General features: G+C 55.3%; 11 protein-coding genes, 3 tRNA genes and 1 pseudogene. 5 read left to right on the top strand and 10 right to left on the bottom strand.

What is annotated here, in order from left to right; all coding sequences use genetic code 11:
* Positions 1 to 9 precede the first annotated feature (9 nt).
* Entirely contained in the window at positions 10 to 2,262 is a 2,253-nt protein-coding gene (gene clpA, locus GWQ27_RS15075) for an ATP-dependent Clp protease ATP-binding subunit ClpA (RefSeq protein WP_005310727.1), read from the bottom strand.
* A 59-nt stretch (positions 2,263 to 2,321) separates the two neighbouring features.
* Positions 2,322 to 2,639: an ATP-dependent Clp protease adapter ClpS gene (gene clpS, locus GWQ27_RS15080; RefSeq protein WP_005310725.1), complete on the bottom strand. Its 318-nt coding sequence runs from the start codon at positions 2,637 to 2,639 to the stop codon at positions 2,322 to 2,324.
* Between the two features lie 229 nt (positions 2,640 to 2,868).
* Here clpS and cspD point away from each other — a divergent pair, with 229 nt between their 5' ends.
* Positions 2,869 to 3,087: a cold shock-like protein CspD gene (gene cspD / locus GWQ27_RS15085; RefSeq protein WP_005300025.1), complete on the top strand. Its 219-nt coding sequence runs from the start codon at positions 2,869 to 2,871 to the stop codon at positions 3,085 to 3,087.
* Between the two features lie 110 nt (positions 3,088 to 3,197).
* On the opposite strand, the gene folD is transcribed toward cspD, so the two are convergent.
* On the bottom strand, positions 3,198 to 4,061 hold the full coding sequence (folD, locus tag GWQ27_RS15090; RefSeq protein ID WP_275907678.1) for a bifunctional methylenetetrahydrofolate dehydrogenase/methenyltetrahydrofolate cyclohydrolase FolD: 864 nt from the start codon (positions 4,059 to 4,061) through the stop codon (positions 3,198 to 3,200).
* A gap of 202 nt (positions 4,062 to 4,263) precedes the next feature.
* Between folD and GWQ27_RS15095 the strand changes: the two genes are divergently transcribed.
* The 4 genes and pseudogenes from GWQ27_RS15095 to GWQ27_RS15110 all read left to right on the top strand — a co-directional run.
* Positions 4,264 to 4,340, top strand: a tRNA-Pro gene (locus tag GWQ27_RS15095).
* 37 nt (positions 4,341 to 4,377) lie between these two features.
* A tRNA-Arg gene (locus GWQ27_RS15100) sits at positions 4,378 to 4,454 on the top strand.
* A gap of 52 nt (positions 4,455 to 4,506) precedes the next feature.
* Positions 4,507 to 4,582 (top strand) — tRNA-His (locus tag GWQ27_RS15105).
* Positions 4,583 to 4,635: 53 nt separating this feature from the next.
* A pseudogene (locus tag GWQ27_RS15110) lies at positions 4,636 to 5,292 on the top strand (IS481 family transposase); the annotation flags it as partial.
* Between the two features lie 53 nt (positions 5,293 to 5,345).
* Here the strand turns inward: GWQ27_RS15110 and GWQ27_RS15115 are convergent.
* From GWQ27_RS15115 to tssM, 7 genes are all read right to left on the bottom strand, one after another.
* Positions 5,346 to 5,795: a hypothetical protein gene (locus GWQ27_RS15115; protein WP_275907679.1), complete on the bottom strand. Its 450-nt coding sequence runs from the start codon at positions 5,793 to 5,795 to the stop codon at positions 5,346 to 5,348.
* Positions 5,785 to 7,230, bottom strand: a complete 1,446-nt coding sequence (locus GWQ27_RS15120; RefSeq protein ID WP_275907680.1) for an N-acetylmuramidase family protein — start codon at positions 7,228 to 7,230, stop codon at positions 5,785 to 5,787. The genes GWQ27_RS15115 and GWQ27_RS15120 overlap by 11 nt, the downstream gene beginning before the upstream one ends.
* 7 nt (positions 7,231 to 7,237) lie before the next feature.
* Positions 7,238 to 8,275 (bottom strand): hypothetical protein, encoded by a 1,038-nt coding sequence (locus GWQ27_RS15125; protein ID WP_275907681.1) that lies wholly within the window; start codon positions 8,273 to 8,275, stop codon positions 7,238 to 7,240.
* Between the two features lie 9 nt (positions 8,276 to 8,284).
* On the bottom strand, positions 8,285 to 10,330 hold the full coding sequence (gene tssI, locus GWQ27_RS15130) for a type VI secretion system tip protein TssI/VgrG (RefSeq protein ID WP_275907682.1): 2,046 nt from the start codon (positions 10,328 to 10,330) through the stop codon (positions 8,285 to 8,287).
* Between the two features lie 11 nt (positions 10,331 to 10,341).
* Positions 10,342 to 10,629, bottom strand: a complete 288-nt coding sequence (locus GWQ27_RS15135; protein ID WP_111588344.1) for a type VI secretion system PAAR protein — start codon at positions 10,627 to 10,629, stop codon at positions 10,342 to 10,344.
* A 291-nt stretch (positions 10,630 to 10,920) separates the two neighbouring features.
* Complete coding sequence (locus GWQ27_RS15140) at positions 10,921 to 12,357, bottom strand: VasL domain-containing protein (protein ID WP_275907683.1); 1,437 nt, start codon at positions 12,355 to 12,357, stop codon at positions 10,921 to 10,923.
* A 45-nt stretch (positions 12,358 to 12,402) separates the two neighbouring features.
* Positions 12,403 to 15,900, bottom strand: coding sequence for a type VI secretion system membrane subunit TssM (gene tssM / locus GWQ27_RS15145; protein ID WP_275907684.1), 3,498 nt, complete (start codon positions 15,898 to 15,900; stop codon positions 12,403 to 12,405).
* Between the last annotated feature and the right edge of the window lie 38 nt (positions 15,901 to 15,938).

Consider the following 15,938-nt stretch of genomic DNA (forward strand, 5'->3'; position numbering starts at 1 on the left):
TATCAGTGCTTAGTGGGAGACAGCTTCAATATTGACCTGAAAGTCAAAGCTGAGGCTGTCATTTACCAACTCAACCTTCACTACCCCTCCATCAACCAGTGATCCAAACAGGATTTCATTGGCCAATGGTTTCTTGAGGTGTTCCTGGATGACCCGTCCCATGGGTCTGGCTCCCATGGCCCTGTCATATCCCTTCTCGGCCAACCAGTGGCGGACACCCTCGGACACTTCAAGAGACACGCCCTTGGCATCCAGCTGTACCTGCAACTCGACAATGAACTTGTCGACCACTTGGTGGATCACCTGCATATCCAGATGGTTGAACCAGATGGTGTGATCCAGCCGGTTGCGGAACTCTGGACTGAACGTCTTGTTTATCACCGCCATGGCATCGTGGCTCATATCTTGTTGCTGGAAGCCAATGGACTTGCGCTGGGTCTCCTGCACACCGGCGTTGGTGGTCATCACCAGGATCACGTTACGGAAATCGGCCTTGCGCCCGTTGTTGTCCGTCAGGGTCCCGTTGTCCATTACCTGCAACAGCAGGTTAAACACATCCGGGTGCGCCTTCTCAATCTCGTCCAGCAACACCACCGAGTGGGGATGCTTGAGCACTGAGTCGGTCAGCAAGCCGCCCTGTTCAAAACCGACATAACCGGGAGGGGCACCAATCAAACGTGAGACGGTATGGCGCTCCATGTACTCGGACATATCAAAACGCAGCATTTCCACTCCGAGCGCCTTGCCAAGCTGCTGGGTGACCTCCGTCTTGCCCACCCCGGTCGGGCCGGCAAACAGGAAGCAACCCACCGGGCGGCGTTCATTGCCAAGACCTGAGCGTGACAGCCGGATGGCATCGGTCAACACCTCTATGGCCTTGTCCTGGCCAAACACCACCATCTTGAGATTGCGCTCCAGGTTCTTCAGCACCTCCTTGTCGGAAGAAGAGACTGATTTCTCCGGGATACGGGCAATCTTGGCAACGATGGCTTCGATTTCCGGCACATTGATCACTTTCTTGCGCTTGCTCACCGGCAGCAGCCGCTGCCCTGCCCCGGCCTCGTCGATCACGTCGATGGCCTTGTCAGGCAGATGGCGGTCGTTGATGTACTTGGCCGAGAGTTCGACCGCAGCACGGATCGCCTTGACGGTATAACGCACACCGTGGTGCGATTCGTAACGGCTCTTGAGCCCCATCAGGATGCGAGTGGTGTCATCCACACTCGGCTCGACAATATCGATCTTCTGGAAGCGACGGGCCAAGGCACGGTCTTTCTCGAAGATCTGGGAGTATTCCTGGTAGGTTGTAGACCCGACACAGCGCAGCAAACCATTGGAGAGCAACGGCTTGATGAGGTTGGCTGCGTCAAGCTGGCCACCCGAAGCCGCACCGGCCCCTATGATGGTGTGGATCTCGTCGATGAAGAGGATGGCCCCTTCCTGACGCTCAATCTGCTTGAGCAACACTTTGAGGCGTTTTTCGAAATCACCACGATACTTGGTGCCCGCCAGCAAGGATCCCATATCGAGTGAATAGATGGTGCTACCGGCAATCACCTCGGGCACATCCCCCTTGACGATGCGATAGGCCAGGCCTTCGGCGATGGCTGTCTTGCCGACACCGGCTTCACCCACCAGCAGCGGATTGTTCTTGCGGCGACGGCACAATACCTGGATGGTGCGGCTCAGTTCCTGATCGCGGCCGATGAGCGGGTCGATACGCCCTTCCAGCACCAGCTGATTCAGGTTGGTGGCAAAGCTTTCTATCTGGGCAGCAGAGACATCATCGTCAGACTCGGCATTGTTACTGCTGTTGTCCGGCTTGCTATCTTTTCGCACTCCGTGGGAGAGGAAATTGACCACATCCAGCCGGCTTATCTCGGCCTTTTTCAGAAAATAGGCCGCCTGAGATTCCTGCTCACTGAAGATGGCCACCAACACATTGGCGCCGCTGACCTCAGTATTGCCAGAGGATTGCACATGGAAGACAGCACGCTGCAGCACTCGCTGGAAGCCAAGCGTGGGCTGGGTTTCTCTGTCTTCATCATCGCGGGGAATAAGCGGGGTTGTTTGACCGATGAATGCGCTGATCTCTTTGCGCATCAGTTCCACATCAGCACCACACGAACTCAACGCCTCATGGGCTGAGCTGTTATCCAGCAGGGCTAACAACAGGTGCTCGACAGTCATGAATTCGTGGCGCTCGTCACGGGCCAGTTTGAAAGCCTCGTTCAGCGTCTTTTCTAGATCTTTATTCAACATAGGCACCTCCCCTAGTACAGCAACAATGTGGTGTCGTTCTCGCCATCAAGTCATCAGATTCAAGCCTTTTCCATGGTACATAGCAGTGGATGTTCGTTGTTACGTGAATAGGTGTTGACCTGGACCACTTTGGTTTCGGCAATCTCGGCGGTAAACGTACCACAGACTCCCTTACCACTATAATGCACACTCAGCATCACTTGGGTAGCCTTGTCCAAATCCATACCAAAGAACTTTTGCAGCACCTCCACCACAAACTCCATCGGTGTGTAGTCGTCGTTGTTCAGGACGACCTTGTACATGGGTGGCGGTTGCAGCTTCGTTTTCTCTGCTTGTGCAATCTCTTCATTAGCAAAGAGTTCTTTCTGCTTGCTCATAGTCGCGCTTCGGTACCTCTAGATTACTACCGTCTAACACAAGATTGTCAATAGACTTGTTAACCAGATCACATCAGTTGTTAACAACTCCTTGACTCGCTCAAAAGTTAGACTAGATTGGTTACTTGCTAATCGGCGCCCGTCTGCTATAGACGTATGCTACTAGTTATAAAGGGCTGGCGCAGGTTACTCAACGACTTCAGGGTAATCAATAAAAGGATGTAGATGTATGGCAACCGGAACAGTCAAGTGGTTTAACAACGCAAAAGGATTTGGGTTTATCTGTCCGGAAGGGGGTGGTGAAGATATCTTCGCCCACTACTCCACGATACAAATGGAAGGTTACAAGACCTTGAAAGCAGGTCAGGCAGTCAACTTCGAACTGCAGCAGGGGCCGAAAGGAAATCACGCCTCTGTCATCGTGCCAAACGAAGCACAGAACATGTAAGAGTCAAACTGGATAAATAAAAAACCCGGCGAACCGCAAGGTTGCCGGGTTTTTTATTTTGAGCTTTGAGTGTGAGCGTGAAGCCAATCAGATGCAGACTTCACCCATCATCACAGTGCCTGGTCGTGATAGTCCTGACAGGCACTCAGGGTGTTTTCCATCAGGCTCGCTACCGTCATGGGGCCAACACCACCCGGAACCGGTGTGATGAAAGAGGCATGATTACGCGCCGTCTCGAACTCCACATCCCCCACCAGAGAGCCGTCAGCCAGACGATTGATACCCACGTCGATCACCAGGGCACCCGGCTTGACCCACTCTCCCGGAATGAAGTTCGGCTTGCCCACGGCCACGACCAGCAAGTCGGCACGACGCACCTGTTGTTCCAGATCCTGAGTAAAGCGGTGGCAGGTAGTCGTGGTGCAACCAGCCAGCAGCAGCTCCAGCGTCATCGGGCGCCCCACTATGTTGGATGCACCGACCACCACAGCATGCAGACCATGAGTCTTGACGCCAGTGGTCTCTATCAGGGTCATGATGCCCTTGGGCGTGCAGGGGCGCAGTGCCGGAATGCGTTGCGCCAGACGGCCCACGTTGTACGGGTGGAAGCCATCCACGTCCTTGTCGGGACGAATACGCTCCAGCACCTGAGTCGTATCACAATGGGCCGGCAGCGGCAGTTGCACCAGAATGCCGTCTACATTCGCATCATCATTGAGCCGATCGATCAGGGCCAGCAGCTCTTCCTGGCTCGCCGTTGCGCTCAAATCGTAAGAGCGGGAGATAAATCCAACCTCTTCACAGGCGCGGCGCTTGCTGCCGACATAGACCTGAGACGCCGGATCCACCCCGACCAGGATCACCGCCAGACCTGGCGCCCGTTTCCCTTGTGCCAACCGCTGTTGGACTTGCGCTGCGACCTGATTGCGAATCGTTTGCGCAACCTGTTTTCCATCAATGATTTTGGCAGACATCGTTCTTCACTCACCATGTGTTCAACTGCCGCGCATTGTCGCATTTTTTTGGCGCGGGTGTTAGCAGCGCTCGCTGGGCGGGCAATAAGTAGGCACTTGAATTTACTAGCGGAAAAATACGTTGACGCTGCCTTTCCCGCTTGGGTATGATGCCCGCCCGTTGCCCAGTACCGCCGCTATCGGTATGCTGGACAAGAAATTTCGGTGATTAGCGCAGCCCGGTAGCGCATCTGGTTTGGGACCAGAGGGTCAAAGGTTCGAATCCTTTATCACCGACCAAGTTCATTGATGAGCCACCTTGGCTGATCGATACAGAGCGCCCTTAGCTCAGTCGGATAGAGCAACGGCCTTCTAAGCCGTGGGTCGCAGGTTCGAATCCTGCAGGGCGCACCATTAATAAATCCTCCCTCCACGGGATGGATGGTATTAATGGAAATTTTCAGTGGTGGCTGTAGCTCAGTTGGTAGAGTCCCGGATTGTGATTCCGGTTGTCGTGGGTTCGAGCCCCATCAGCCACCCCATTTACTCCTTTCAAAAACACCCAATCCTATCCATTGATTGCCCGTAAAAATGTCCGTAACGGGTCTCACTGGTGCTCACCCTAAAAGGCATTAGCACCGGTGCTGGCCGTGTCTGTGGCATGCATTTGCTCTCTAAACTCAACCGCTTGTTACACTTCGCATGGACCATCGGGAATAGACGATTGGGCTTAACGATGAGCAAATTCACCTGTTCAAACACTCCGGTCCGTAGTTTCGAGAACGCCAGCTAGAAATCCACTACACCGAGGAACTGGTGAGGGCCGACACCACCTTCATCAGCACGCTCCAAGGGTTTGGCAAGACATATCTGTAAAGCCTGCTGGGCTACTACAGCCGCCACGCCTGGGGACGGATCTACCCCAACAAGCAACAAGTTTCCTCGGTCCATGTGCTCAATCTCAATGAAACGACACTGCTGTTCTTCGAAGCTCATCAGGCACAGGTTTATACCCTCCGGGCGTGAGCTCTACTGGCGGCTTGAGAGCTATTCCTATAACTGAAGGGATTGAGCACCAAATCACAAAGATACATAGGCCACAGAGCTACGCTTTATCAAACGACTGCACAATACCCAGCTGGATGAACACTACAACAACCAGCGATCTAATGATGAAGGGACAGACCCCTACAGCATGTTCAAGAAGGGTCTGAAATTGATACCGAAGGAAGTGCGCACTAAAGTAGCGTAAACAAGACACCGGTTTGAGGCCGGTGTTAGGTGATAACTAGATCTGTACAGATATTATCTTTCAGGATAGCATCCCAATGCATCTTCTTTATCACATTGTAGTAAAGGGATAAGATCCACAAGTTTATTTATAATTTTTTTTCTGCAAGGGATGTTATATTCTTTTTCGGATATAGTTACTATTACACCTGACATTTCTTCATTTCCTTCGTAGTGACTAAAAATCGAATACTTGTATTTCCCTTTACTGAAAGAAACCTTTCCATATTCAGTCTGGTATCTATAGTAATAATTATGACTGAATCCACTAAAACCATCTCCCAATGAGTGATAAGAAAGCTCAGTCTTATCACCTTTCGAGAATTCATAATTCAATATATTTTCATCAACGAATAATTTAACGTCACCTTTATCAGTCTCACAAGAAAAATACACGTTTTCGCTGCTATACGAAGAAGCTGAAATTAAATAAAGCAACATGAAAATATAAATATTAGAGTGCATTGTAATTACCCTTCATTCTTTTATCATATCCTTTCTGCCTAGGACCATTGTACACTAGTGCAAATGCTAACCAATCCTTTGCTCGAATGGCTTTGAGCAATCTATTATCAGCTTTTATAAAATTAACAAAAGCTTTAAGATGGTTTTTTTCTGAACCACTGAGCGAACTAACGAATTCATTTACATCTTTATATCCAGCACTCAAGTGGTTGGAACCTAATATCTGGAACTTCCCCCAAGATGCTGCTTTTAGTGCAGCATTCTTATCCAATGAGTAGGCCAGCATAAGTTTCTTATACTGAACTTTATATTTCCCATATCCGCCCCCCACAGGGTTAGATATTTCAGGGTGAGACTTATCATATTTCCCATTCGTCATATTACTAAATTTATGCCTTTCAAACAAAATAGAAAGCACTGCATCATCCTGATCTGAGAACTTATAATAACTGCCTGTACTACCGGTTTCAGTTAATGCTATTGCTTTTATAGCATTAACCTCACAACCAAGCTCAGAAGCAGCATTGACATAATCTGACTCTTCAACTACTTCACCATTATAGAAAGACAAAAATTCAATTTCGTTTAAAGTGTCACCTATATACGTTTTAGGGTGCCCATTTTGGGCCTTTATTGCTAACGCCATAATTCCGACAGGCGAAAAGTGCCAGCTATCTTTCTCAAGTGTTAACTTAGTTGCACTCTGCATCCACTCCAGCTTATCAATTCGCTGCTTCTCATGATCAACTAACAGATCAAAATCAGGCAAGCCAAGCTTGGCCATCAGCTTGTTCAACCATAGATAACTGCTGGCTGACGATTTTTCATACCATTCGCTGGGGTGCTTGACGATAAGCTTGTGAAGTTGGTCTGCATTGCTGCTGTTTTGCAGGGCCGCCTGTATCTCTTCGCTGCTAAGTTCACCATTGCCATCGGAATCAAAGCTCTTGACCAGATCGGTGAAAAAGGCTGGGGGGGCATCGGGATCCAGATAGCCGTCGGAGCCTGAACCATCGACCTTTTTAAAACCGATCTTCAGCCAGTCATGTTGGCTCAACAATTCGACTTGCTCTTTCTTGACATACTTTCCTGACGAGACACAGACCCACTCCTGTTTTGCGGCATCTTTCTCAAGCTTTGGCGATTCAACCAGCGCCTCTAGGCTTTTGTCACCGGTCGCCACCCAGAGATCTTTACCGTCCTGCTTTTTCTTTTCGTGCAAGACGAGTTCCGCTGGCACCTTGGCATAGGTAGCGCCGCCTTTTGTTCCCGCCTTGTTGGCCAAAACATCGTCCAGTCTGGGATCCTGAGTGAACACCTCGAGATGCACCTGATGCTTGCTCTTCTTGCCCCCTATCAGGGAGCCCGGCGTTTCCACCAGACCGAGGTAACCTATGGCCTCACCCGCCGCGATAGCCACGGGGGATGGCAACACATATAGCTCACCAAGATGTGAGGGGGGGGAGCGTTTTTGCCTTGATAAATTCATCTTCGACGCACACCCAGGCGATACCGCAACTACCCTGGACACCATCCCCACTCGGCATCACATATTTGCATCTGGCCATCTTGCGTGCCTTGTCACCAATCCAATGGAATTCAAGTTGGTGGGCATCATACTGCAACTTGGTGCCGACTGGCAGTGAGACGCTGCCACTGCCTGCCATCAAGCGACCGCTTTTATCATCCGAGACAGGATCTGCACGTCCGGCCATATTCTTCGATAATTCAGCCTCTATCTGATCGAATAGCCAGGTCGGCACATTGGGCTTGATCACCTCGACAGCATCCGGGCTATTCGCGATCCAGACAGAACTCCCTTCACTGACCAATACGCCCGCCTTCTCGGCCTCTTTTATCTGGGTATTGGACAGCTTGCTCTTGATAATCACCTTGATGAAATCATACTCCTTGCCCCCGACATTCCCCTTCTGGGATGGCGCACTGCTGTCCATCTCCAGTTCGGTATCTTTGGGCAACGTGAAACGGGGCAAAGCGGCATCAACACGCTGCTGCTCGGCATCGGGATTGGCATGGGGAACGGAATTGCGCGCATTCCAACCCTTTTTCAGCACCAGCTTTTCGGCACTTTGGTACTTATCCCAAGGCAGCAGATGCATATAGAGCGAATAGAAGGTGAACTCGTTTTTCGCTTTAGTTTCTGCATTTATTTCACAATATTCGTGCTGTACCAAGCAGAAGCAGTTGGAATAGCGTAGGGACTCACCCTGAAATTCAGAAGTCAGGTAATCCTTCATCATCCGGAATGCCACCACCTTGCCATCGACAATGGCTCTGACGGGGTACTTATCCTTGCACCAAGGGGCACTCTTGTCGCTGATATGAACGCCGCCATGCCACTTGTTGTGGTTGCCAAGTAGATAGTGACCCGATTGCTCGCCATTTATCAGCTCCGTTAGCACCTTGACGTCCTTGAACTCTTCCCCTTTGGCGGTGAGGATGGGAAATGCAAACTTCATGCTGTTTCCTTATTCAGAAAAGAGGTAGAACGCGCCAGGCTTCTCTTCTTTCAAGAGTGCCTCCATCGCCTTCTCGGTGGCGATCGCTTTGACCAGCTCAACCAGCTCGGGAGCCTTGACCACTTCTACCCCCTTGGGCACTACGGGAGCCTTGCCACCCCAGCCGGAGCCTGAACCTGCGCTGCCGCCGGCGTTGAGCTTGATGGCGGGGCCGACCAGCTTGATGCCGCTCGGGTCAACTTTCACAAAGCTGCCGCCCCCCTTGAGGGTGATCTCGGAGCCCGCCTCCAGTACCAGCTTGTCGCCCACCTTGATATGCACCTCCTGGCCAGCTTCCACCAGCAGGGACTGACCCAGTTTCTGATGCATGGAGGCATCGACGGTCAGTGACAGGTCACCCTTGATATGGTCCCGCTTCTCCCCCTCCACCGTCAGGTGGTCGTTGGCCTTGATGCGGGTCACCCGCTCGTTGTCGATATCTGTGTGCAGGTCATGCTTGATGTGCCAGGCCGCATCATTTTCGATGAGCACGTTCAGGTCTTTCTGGCCGTGGATATAAATCTCTTCCTGCCCCGCCTGGTCTTCAAAACGCAGTTCGTTAAAGCCTTCGCCCTGGTGGGTTTCGGTGCGCAGCACGGTACGGGTCTTGTTGGCAGGCAAGTCGTAGGGCGGCCGGTTGGTGGCGTGGAAGGTGCGGCCAGTGACAATAGGCTGGTCCGGGTCCCCTTCCAAAAATGAAACGATAACTTCGTGGCCGATGCGCGGAATCGCCATCATGCCGTATTGGCCACCCGCCCATCCCTGACTCACCCGCACCCAGCAGGAGCTCTGGTCGTTGGAGCTGCCATATCTGTCCCACGGGAACTGCAGCTTCACCCGGCCATGTTCGTCGCAGTAAATCTCCTCCCCCTCCGGCCCCACCACGATGGCAATCTGCGGGCCGTCCACCATGGGCTTGTGGGGCGCTTGTGGGCTGCCAATGCGGGCACGCCAGCTGGTGCTGGCTTTGACCACCCCAAATTCGTTGTGGTAGACGGTCGGGCCGCTGCCCCCCTCCTCTTCCAGCGCCTGGGGCTGCAAGCCGGTGTGGCTGATACGCACGATTTGCCAGTCGGTATTCAGATTGCCGTTCGGATGCTCGGTCAGCGAAAAAAACTGGCCTGGCAGCAGGGCTGCACTGTTGGATTTGCCGCTGCCCGCCACGGCATCATTGCGAAGCGCATCGAGCCTGTGCTGGGCAAACGCTTTGCCGCTCGGGTCCTGCTTGTAGCGACCCGGAAAGTCAAAGTGCTGGTAGGTATCGCGCTGATGCTCCAGCTCGCTGCCCTGCTTTTTGTGGGAGAGACCGTAGGCCGGGGTCTTGAAGCTGTAGTCCTTGAGCTCTACATCCGAGGGGCGCACCGCCTCGCGGTAATGGAACTGGCGCACATAGGGGCCCTGCTCCAGCGAGCGGTTGCCGAGATTGAAAAAGAGCTCGGGGCCGGCTGTCAGCGCAGCCGCATCGTCAGCAAACACGATGCGGTGTTTGCCCGCGTCGAATTCATGGAAATAGAAGAGCCCCTCTTCAGCTGCAAGCCGGTTGACGAACGCAAGGTCGGTTTCGCGGTACTGCACGCAGTATTCCCGCTGGGCGTGCTCATTCTTGAGCGCAAAGGCGTAATCGGTAATGCCGTGCTCTTGCAGCAGGATGGAGAGGATTTCATCAGGCTTTTGCGCCTGGAAGATGCGGGAATTGTGACGAAGCGAAAGCCGCCACAACGCCGGCTGCACCATGAGCTGATAGCGGGTACGGCGAAAACCGCTGTCCCCTTGCGCAAAATCACTCACTACCCCGCACACCCGCCGCTGCAACTCGCCGTTGTACCACACCATCAGCTCGCACGGCTGGTCCAGCACATCGGCAAAGTCGACATCCGGCTGGGGGCTGGCCAATTCCAATCGCAACTGGAACGGGCTGTTCAGCGCCTCTTCCAGCGCAAACTCGGCCACCACGAAAGTGCTCTCGGGCAGCGCCCCTACCTTGACGGTGAATTGTAATCCTGTGCTGTCTGCCATAACGCTGTTCCTTATCCTGCCTGTCCGCTGCCCGAGCCAATCACAACCCCACCGCAACCGATGGCGGTACCGGTCACGGCGATGGGCTTGCCGTTGACCAGAACTGTGCCCACGCCACCCGAGATGCTGCGCGGATGGGGGGGATTGTTGGGCTTGTCATGGGGCGCCAGCGGATCGCCCTGCCGGGCCACCGGTTTGCCGTCGAGAAAGACGTCCGGGCTCGCGGCAATCACTGGGGATGGGTGAAAACCATCGTGGTCGGTGCCTATGTCACCGAGCAATGCAATAGAGGGACACATATGAACTCTCCGTGTGGGCAAGGGAGCCACCCGAGGGGCTCCCGCCATGCCTCGTGCTCACCGTCGTGATCATGGGCTCAGATACACTTGGGGTGGCTACCCAGCAGCCTTTGTGCCATGACAAAGACGCCGATAATACTGTTTTAAATCAGTCCATTAGGTTCATGGACCTCAAGGCTGGCAGGGGCGACTGCAATAGTTTGCGCAAGACAGTGTGATCGCCAGGCCAGATATTGCGTTGACAGTCGAACACACCATAATGTACGCAACGTGTTGCTCAGTGCAGCATGATCAACTGCCTGCTCTGCTCTGCTGCAACTGGTAGAGCCGGATATTGAGTGCTTTCAGGTCGTTCTCCAGACCTTTCAGCTCGGCTGCCGTGACGGGCTCCTGGGATGCCTTTCTCGCCTCCAGTTCGCTCAGGCGCAGACTGAACGGGATATCCTGCATCAGGTTTTTCTGCACCTCATAGAGCTGGGACTTGAGATAGGAGATGGTCACCGTCTTGCGCTGACGCTCCAGCTCCAGCAGCTGATCGAGCAAGGCGTCTACACCGGCGCGAGCATCCAGATAGGTAGGTACGCTGATCACATCCCCCTGCTGACCTGCCAACGCCGTCTGCCACTGCTTGTCCAGCGCCTTGACTGCCAGCGAGTCGGGATAGAGCATCTGCAGCGAGTTGCGCAGCCCTTCCCCATAGCGATACCAGTAGAGCGGCGAGGTCTGCTCAAGCCGTCCCAGCTGGGCTTGATAACGGGCCACCAGCTCGCTTTCCATGCCTTGCAGGGTCTGTTCGCCCAGTACGATGCGTGCCTGGCGGATATCGTCATAACTGAGGGCCCGTGGCAACTCGGCGGCCGGTTGCTGCAAGCGCTGGGCAGCCACGGCTTTCTCCTGCTGCAGATGCTGCCAACCCAGCCAGCTCATCACCGGCAGGGCGCAGCTGAGCAAACCGCAGCCAAACCAGAACCAGGCAGGGCGCTGCTTGCGGTGAGGTTCAATCTTGAGCACTGTGGGTTTGACCTGCCCCTTCTCGCGACCAATCAGTATGCTGCCCTGGGGCAGGTGTGGCGTGCTGGAAGAGGACGCTGAAGAAGAAGGGCTGTCGTGCTCCATGTCGGACTTGAAGAACACCATGGGCGGGATCTGCAGCTCCTCCTTAAGACCGGGCTCATCGGAGACGATGACGATCTCGGTCTCATCGAACAGATGGGTATACCCCTCGATGAAGTGCACCAGATTTTCGACCCGGGGAATGCGGCTCAAGCCCACGTTGTGCAGCTTCTCGCTGATAAGCTGCAACGCCCGCTCGCAGCGATAGACGAGGCGCTTGTCTTCGTGGCTGATCTGGTACTGGCGGATCACATCGCTGATGCGGGCAATGAACCAGTCCAGCATTTCGATACGGGCTCGCTCCTGATGCACAGGTGGCCAGAAGCTCTCCCACTGGGTCACTATCAGGTTGGCCAGAAACTCGCACCCTTCGGTAAAGCCGTTCAGCCCTTGCAGGCGCGACCGCGCCAGGGTGAAGTAGATGGCGGTTTGCAGGTCCACCCCGTGCTTTTCAAAGATAAGGCTGGCGAGCCGATGGATCTTGAGCCAGTCCACCTCGGGGCGGGAGGCGTGGCTGAGTTTGTTGATCTCGCTGCGCAGCGCCTCGTACTCCGGCAGCATGCGGGGATCGCGCCCCACTTTCAGCGCCTGCTGACCTTGTTGATTCTGTGACATATCGGCTTCCAAAGCTTGAGGGGGCACACAGTGCCCCCCACTTTATCAATAGAGAGATTCAGGCAATCTGAACTGACTGAACAGGCCGCCGGTGAAGGGGTTTTGCGCGCTGTCGGTGTAGACGCGATAGGTCATGGAACCCTGATCCACCGGGAAGCGCACATCGAAGGTGGCTTCATTGACCTGGGTCAGCTCCCCCTTGTCCATCAGTCGGAACATGGCCCAGGGGCCAACGAAGCCTTCACTGCGCGGTGAACGTTCCCTGGCTGCCGGCACCAGGGTGATCTTGCTCTCGGCACCGTCACGCATGGTGTTTGGCCACACCAACGGCACCTTGGTACGACGGCCATGGGCATACTCCAGCAACTGACCGTCCAGGTTCAGCACGCTGCGCCGCTTGTTGGCGGTGAGCTCTATGGGCTCGAGGGCGAACTGCACCTCCAGGTTGCCCTGCTGGGTGAAGAAGATCTGGCGGATACGAGCGGCTCTGTCCAGCTGCTTCACCAGCTCGGTCTGGATAGGCGAGCTGAACTCACCCTCCATCAGGCCACTCTCCACCATGGGCTTGAGGTTGACCTGATAGAAGCTGTCCAGGGTGCCGCCCGGCGCGAAGAAACGCTCCATCTCGGACAGCGGCACATCCTTGGTTGAGCCCGGATCAAACGGATAACGACCGGCCAGCTGACTGTTGAACGGTGCCAGTACCTTGTCCTGCCACTCTCGATTAAGGGACGACATGGCCAAGTCGATCACCAGACGAGAGCTCTGCTCGGAGAGCTGCCCCACCCAGCGATCCAGCGGGGCAGGCAGACTGCGTGCATATTGCTGCAGGGCGAACACGGGATCGGCGTACTTGTTGGTCAGACGCAGCTGCACCGCCTTGAGGGCGGACTGGCCCGGCTCGGTGGCGTTGACGATGAGTTCCAGATAGTGCTGCAGCTCCACCAGCTTCTGATTGACCTCCTGGATAAGCGGCCCCTGCTCGCCACGACCGCCAAGGGCGGCATTGGTCGCCATGAAGGGACGGCCGATGCGGGCCGTGATGGCCTGCGCAGGATCCCCTTCCACATCCGATATCTTGCGGATCCGGGTGTTGTCATCCAACGAAGCCAGTACCCGCTGGAAAGGCTGATCGTTGCCGGTAATGGCAGAGAGCACGTCCAGTGCCTGCTCCGGACTTTCAAGGGTCTGCACGTCCAGATTGGTCAGCAGTTTTTGCCACTGGTTGACGTAATCGGTGACATAACGGTCGTTGACCTGACGACCAATCTCCTTGCGATCGGCTTCGCTCAATTGACTCAGCCTGCGCTGACCCAGCACCCAGGCATCCATGGCTGTGAGATCAATCAACGCCTTGTCCTGCTTGAGGAAGAAGTCGTTGAAACCGGGCCAGGTCAACAGGCGTGGCACTTGCCCTGCATTGTCACTGCGCAGGGCAAAGACGGTGTCAAAGGTTGGCCCCACTTCGTCACGTACGTTGAGATCCGGCGGCAATACGTCATTCGCCTTCACCACCAGGTTCTGATAGACCCGCTGATACATGGGCAACTTGCCAAGCTCGCGCTGGGCGCCGTAGACAGGCTCCTTGAACGGCGCGAAGGCGATGATGGCGGCCTGATCACGTTCAGCCCTGGCACCATGCCAGTCGGTATGGTCGAGGGCGTAATCCAGGTGCCCCATCAGCTGCTCCTGCACAGCGCCCTGCCCCGGGAAGGCGCGCTGCCAGCGGCTTGCCATGTACTGCTCCACCAGGTCCTTGTTGCGACCGGAGGCATCATCCAGCATCCGCATCACCCGCAGTATGGAGAGCTTCTCCTCACTGCCGGCAGGAGCCTGATTGAGATCCTCCAGCAGCCCCTGCATCTGGGCTGGCAAAAAGCGCTGACCCAGCAGTTGTAGATAGGAGCCTTCCACATGAGGACCGATTTCGTCCCCCTGATAGAGACCCAGATCCGCCACCAGCGGCGTGCGTTCGCGGTAGTTGCCAAAGGCGAGGGTCGCCTCGCGAATGAGGTTGAGGCGGGGCAGCTGACTCACACCGAAGGCATGCTCATCGACAACCTCGTTGGTCTCCATGAAGGCTTGCGCCTTGGTCAACACGTTGCGACCGGCCTCTTCGTTGACCCGATAGAAGTAGTGCCAACCGCCGATCAGCGCCACCGAAAAGAGTGACAGACAGCTGAGGCCGATAGCCATCCGACGGCGACGATAGAGGGTATGCAGCCGGTTCTCCCCGGCCAGGTGGGCCTCGGGGAAGATGATGGAGGAGAACAACCTGCGCACGAAATAGGTATTGGACTCCCCGCGCAGGGCCGAGTGAATGGGCTCTGGCAGGTTGTAGCGGCGGGAGGCCGCCTGGGCAAACGCATCGAACGGCACCCCTTGCTGATAGACGGAGCTGATATAGACGCCGCGCACCAGCAGTGGCTTGCTCTCCTCAATTTGCAGCGTCTCATCGAGCAGCGCAGTCACATAATCCTTCAGCCCCGCCAGCTGACGCACGAACGAGAAAAGCGCGTTGCGCTGGGTGGCATCGAGTCGTGCCAGCATCAGTTCGGGCAGATTCTGGTTGAGGTTGTCCACCCACTGATCCCAGAACAGGGTCAGATCCTGCTGCCAGGATTTTCCACGGCTGTCGGCCGGGTTGAAGGTCACCCCCAACACGGCCTCGCGGGCCTCCTTGTCGAGCTGCTCATACACCACATCGAAACCGCGCAGCAGATCGAGTTTGGTAAAAGTGACATAGAGCGGCAACCGGGTATTCATGGTGGCCGACACCTCTTGCAGGCGAGAACGCATCAGCTGGGCATAAGCCTTGCGTTCGGCCACGCTGGCGCCGGAGAGCCAGGCCAGATCCACGGTCAGCACCAGACCGTTGAGGGGCTGGCGGCGGCGGTGTTCGGAAAGCCAGTTCAACAGGTGCAGCCAGAGCCGCTCATGCTTGCGCGCCAGCGGATCGAGTTCCGGCTCGGATTGAGACAAGAGCTCACCGGCGGGATCCAGCATCACCGCCTGCTCCCCCAGCCAGCAATCGATCAGCTGATCCTGCGCCACGTCCCTGAGCTCGGTATCGAGTCTGGGGTTGAGCTTGTTGGCCGGATTGGCTCTGTGGATCAGGCTGCTCTTGCCGCTGCCGGGCAGACCCAGCACCAGATACCAGGGCATGGCGTAGAGCGCGCCCTTGCCCAGGTGTTCGCCAAGGGCCTGCAACCAGCGATTGAGAAACAACGCCTGCTTGTCGATGAGCCCTTTCACCGGATCCTGCACCAGCACGGTTTCATGCTGACGCTCGGCCTTGAGTTGCTGCATCTTGCGCCACACTCGCCAGGAGAGGATCCCCAGCATCAGCCAGAGCCAGAGCAGGGTGAATACCACCCGCCCCCACAGCGGCTCGAACGGTTTGGCGCCGCGGATCTCGAGGCGAGGACCCAGCCACCACACCAGAATGAGGGCAAGTCCCCAGAGCACCACGCCGAGCAGGGGCCAGGAGGGTTTCAATTTCGGCAGCTGTTGCCGCAGAAAAGTTAAGATGGTCTTGAACATAAGATTGTGATCCAACTCCGACTCAATGACTCATTTCG

It is taken from the genome of Aeromonas sp. 5HA1 (assembly GCF_029237245.1).
Classification (GTDB): Bacteria; Pseudomonadota; Gammaproteobacteria; order Enterobacterales; family Aeromonadaceae; genus Aeromonas; species Aeromonas salmonicida.

Excerpts from the sequence above, each read along its gene's own strand:
- folD (WP_275907678.1), bottom strand. The coding sequence starts at position 4,061 with ATGTCTGCCAAAATCATTGATGGAAAACAGGTTGCGCAAACGATTCGC.
- cspD (WP_005300025.1), top strand. The coding sequence starts at position 2,869 with ATGGCAACCGGAACAGTCAAGTGGTTTAACAACGCAAAAGGATTTGGG.
- tssI (WP_275907682.1), bottom strand. The coding sequence starts at position 10,330 with ATGGCAGACAGCACAGGATTACAATTCACCGTCAAGGTAGGGGCGCTG.
- GWQ27_RS15115 (WP_275907679.1), bottom strand. The coding sequence starts at position 5,795 with ATGCACTCTAATATTTATATTTTCATGTTGCTTTATTTAATTTCAGCT.
- clpS (WP_005310725.1), bottom strand. The coding sequence starts at position 2,639 with ATGAGCAAGCAGAAAGAACTCTTTGCTAATGAAGAGATTGCACAAGCA.
- GWQ27_RS15140 (WP_275907683.1), bottom strand. The coding sequence starts at position 12,357 with ATGTCACAGAATCAACAAGGTCAGCAGGCGCTGAAAGTGGGGCGCGAT.
- GWQ27_RS15135 (WP_111588344.1), bottom strand. The coding sequence starts at position 10,629 with ATGTGTCCCTCTATTGCATTGCTCGGTGACATAGGCACCGACCACGAT.
- tssM (WP_275907684.1), bottom strand. The coding sequence starts at position 15,900 with ATGTTCAAGACCATCTTAACTTTTCTGCGGCAACAGCTGCCGAAATTG.
- GWQ27_RS15125 (WP_275907681.1), bottom strand. The coding sequence starts at position 8,275 with ATGAAGTTTGCATTTCCCATCCTCACCGCCAAAGGGGAAGAGTTCAAG.
- clpA (WP_005310727.1), bottom strand. The coding sequence starts at position 2,262 with ATGTTGAATAAAGATCTAGAAAAGACGCTGAACGAGGCTTTCAAACTG.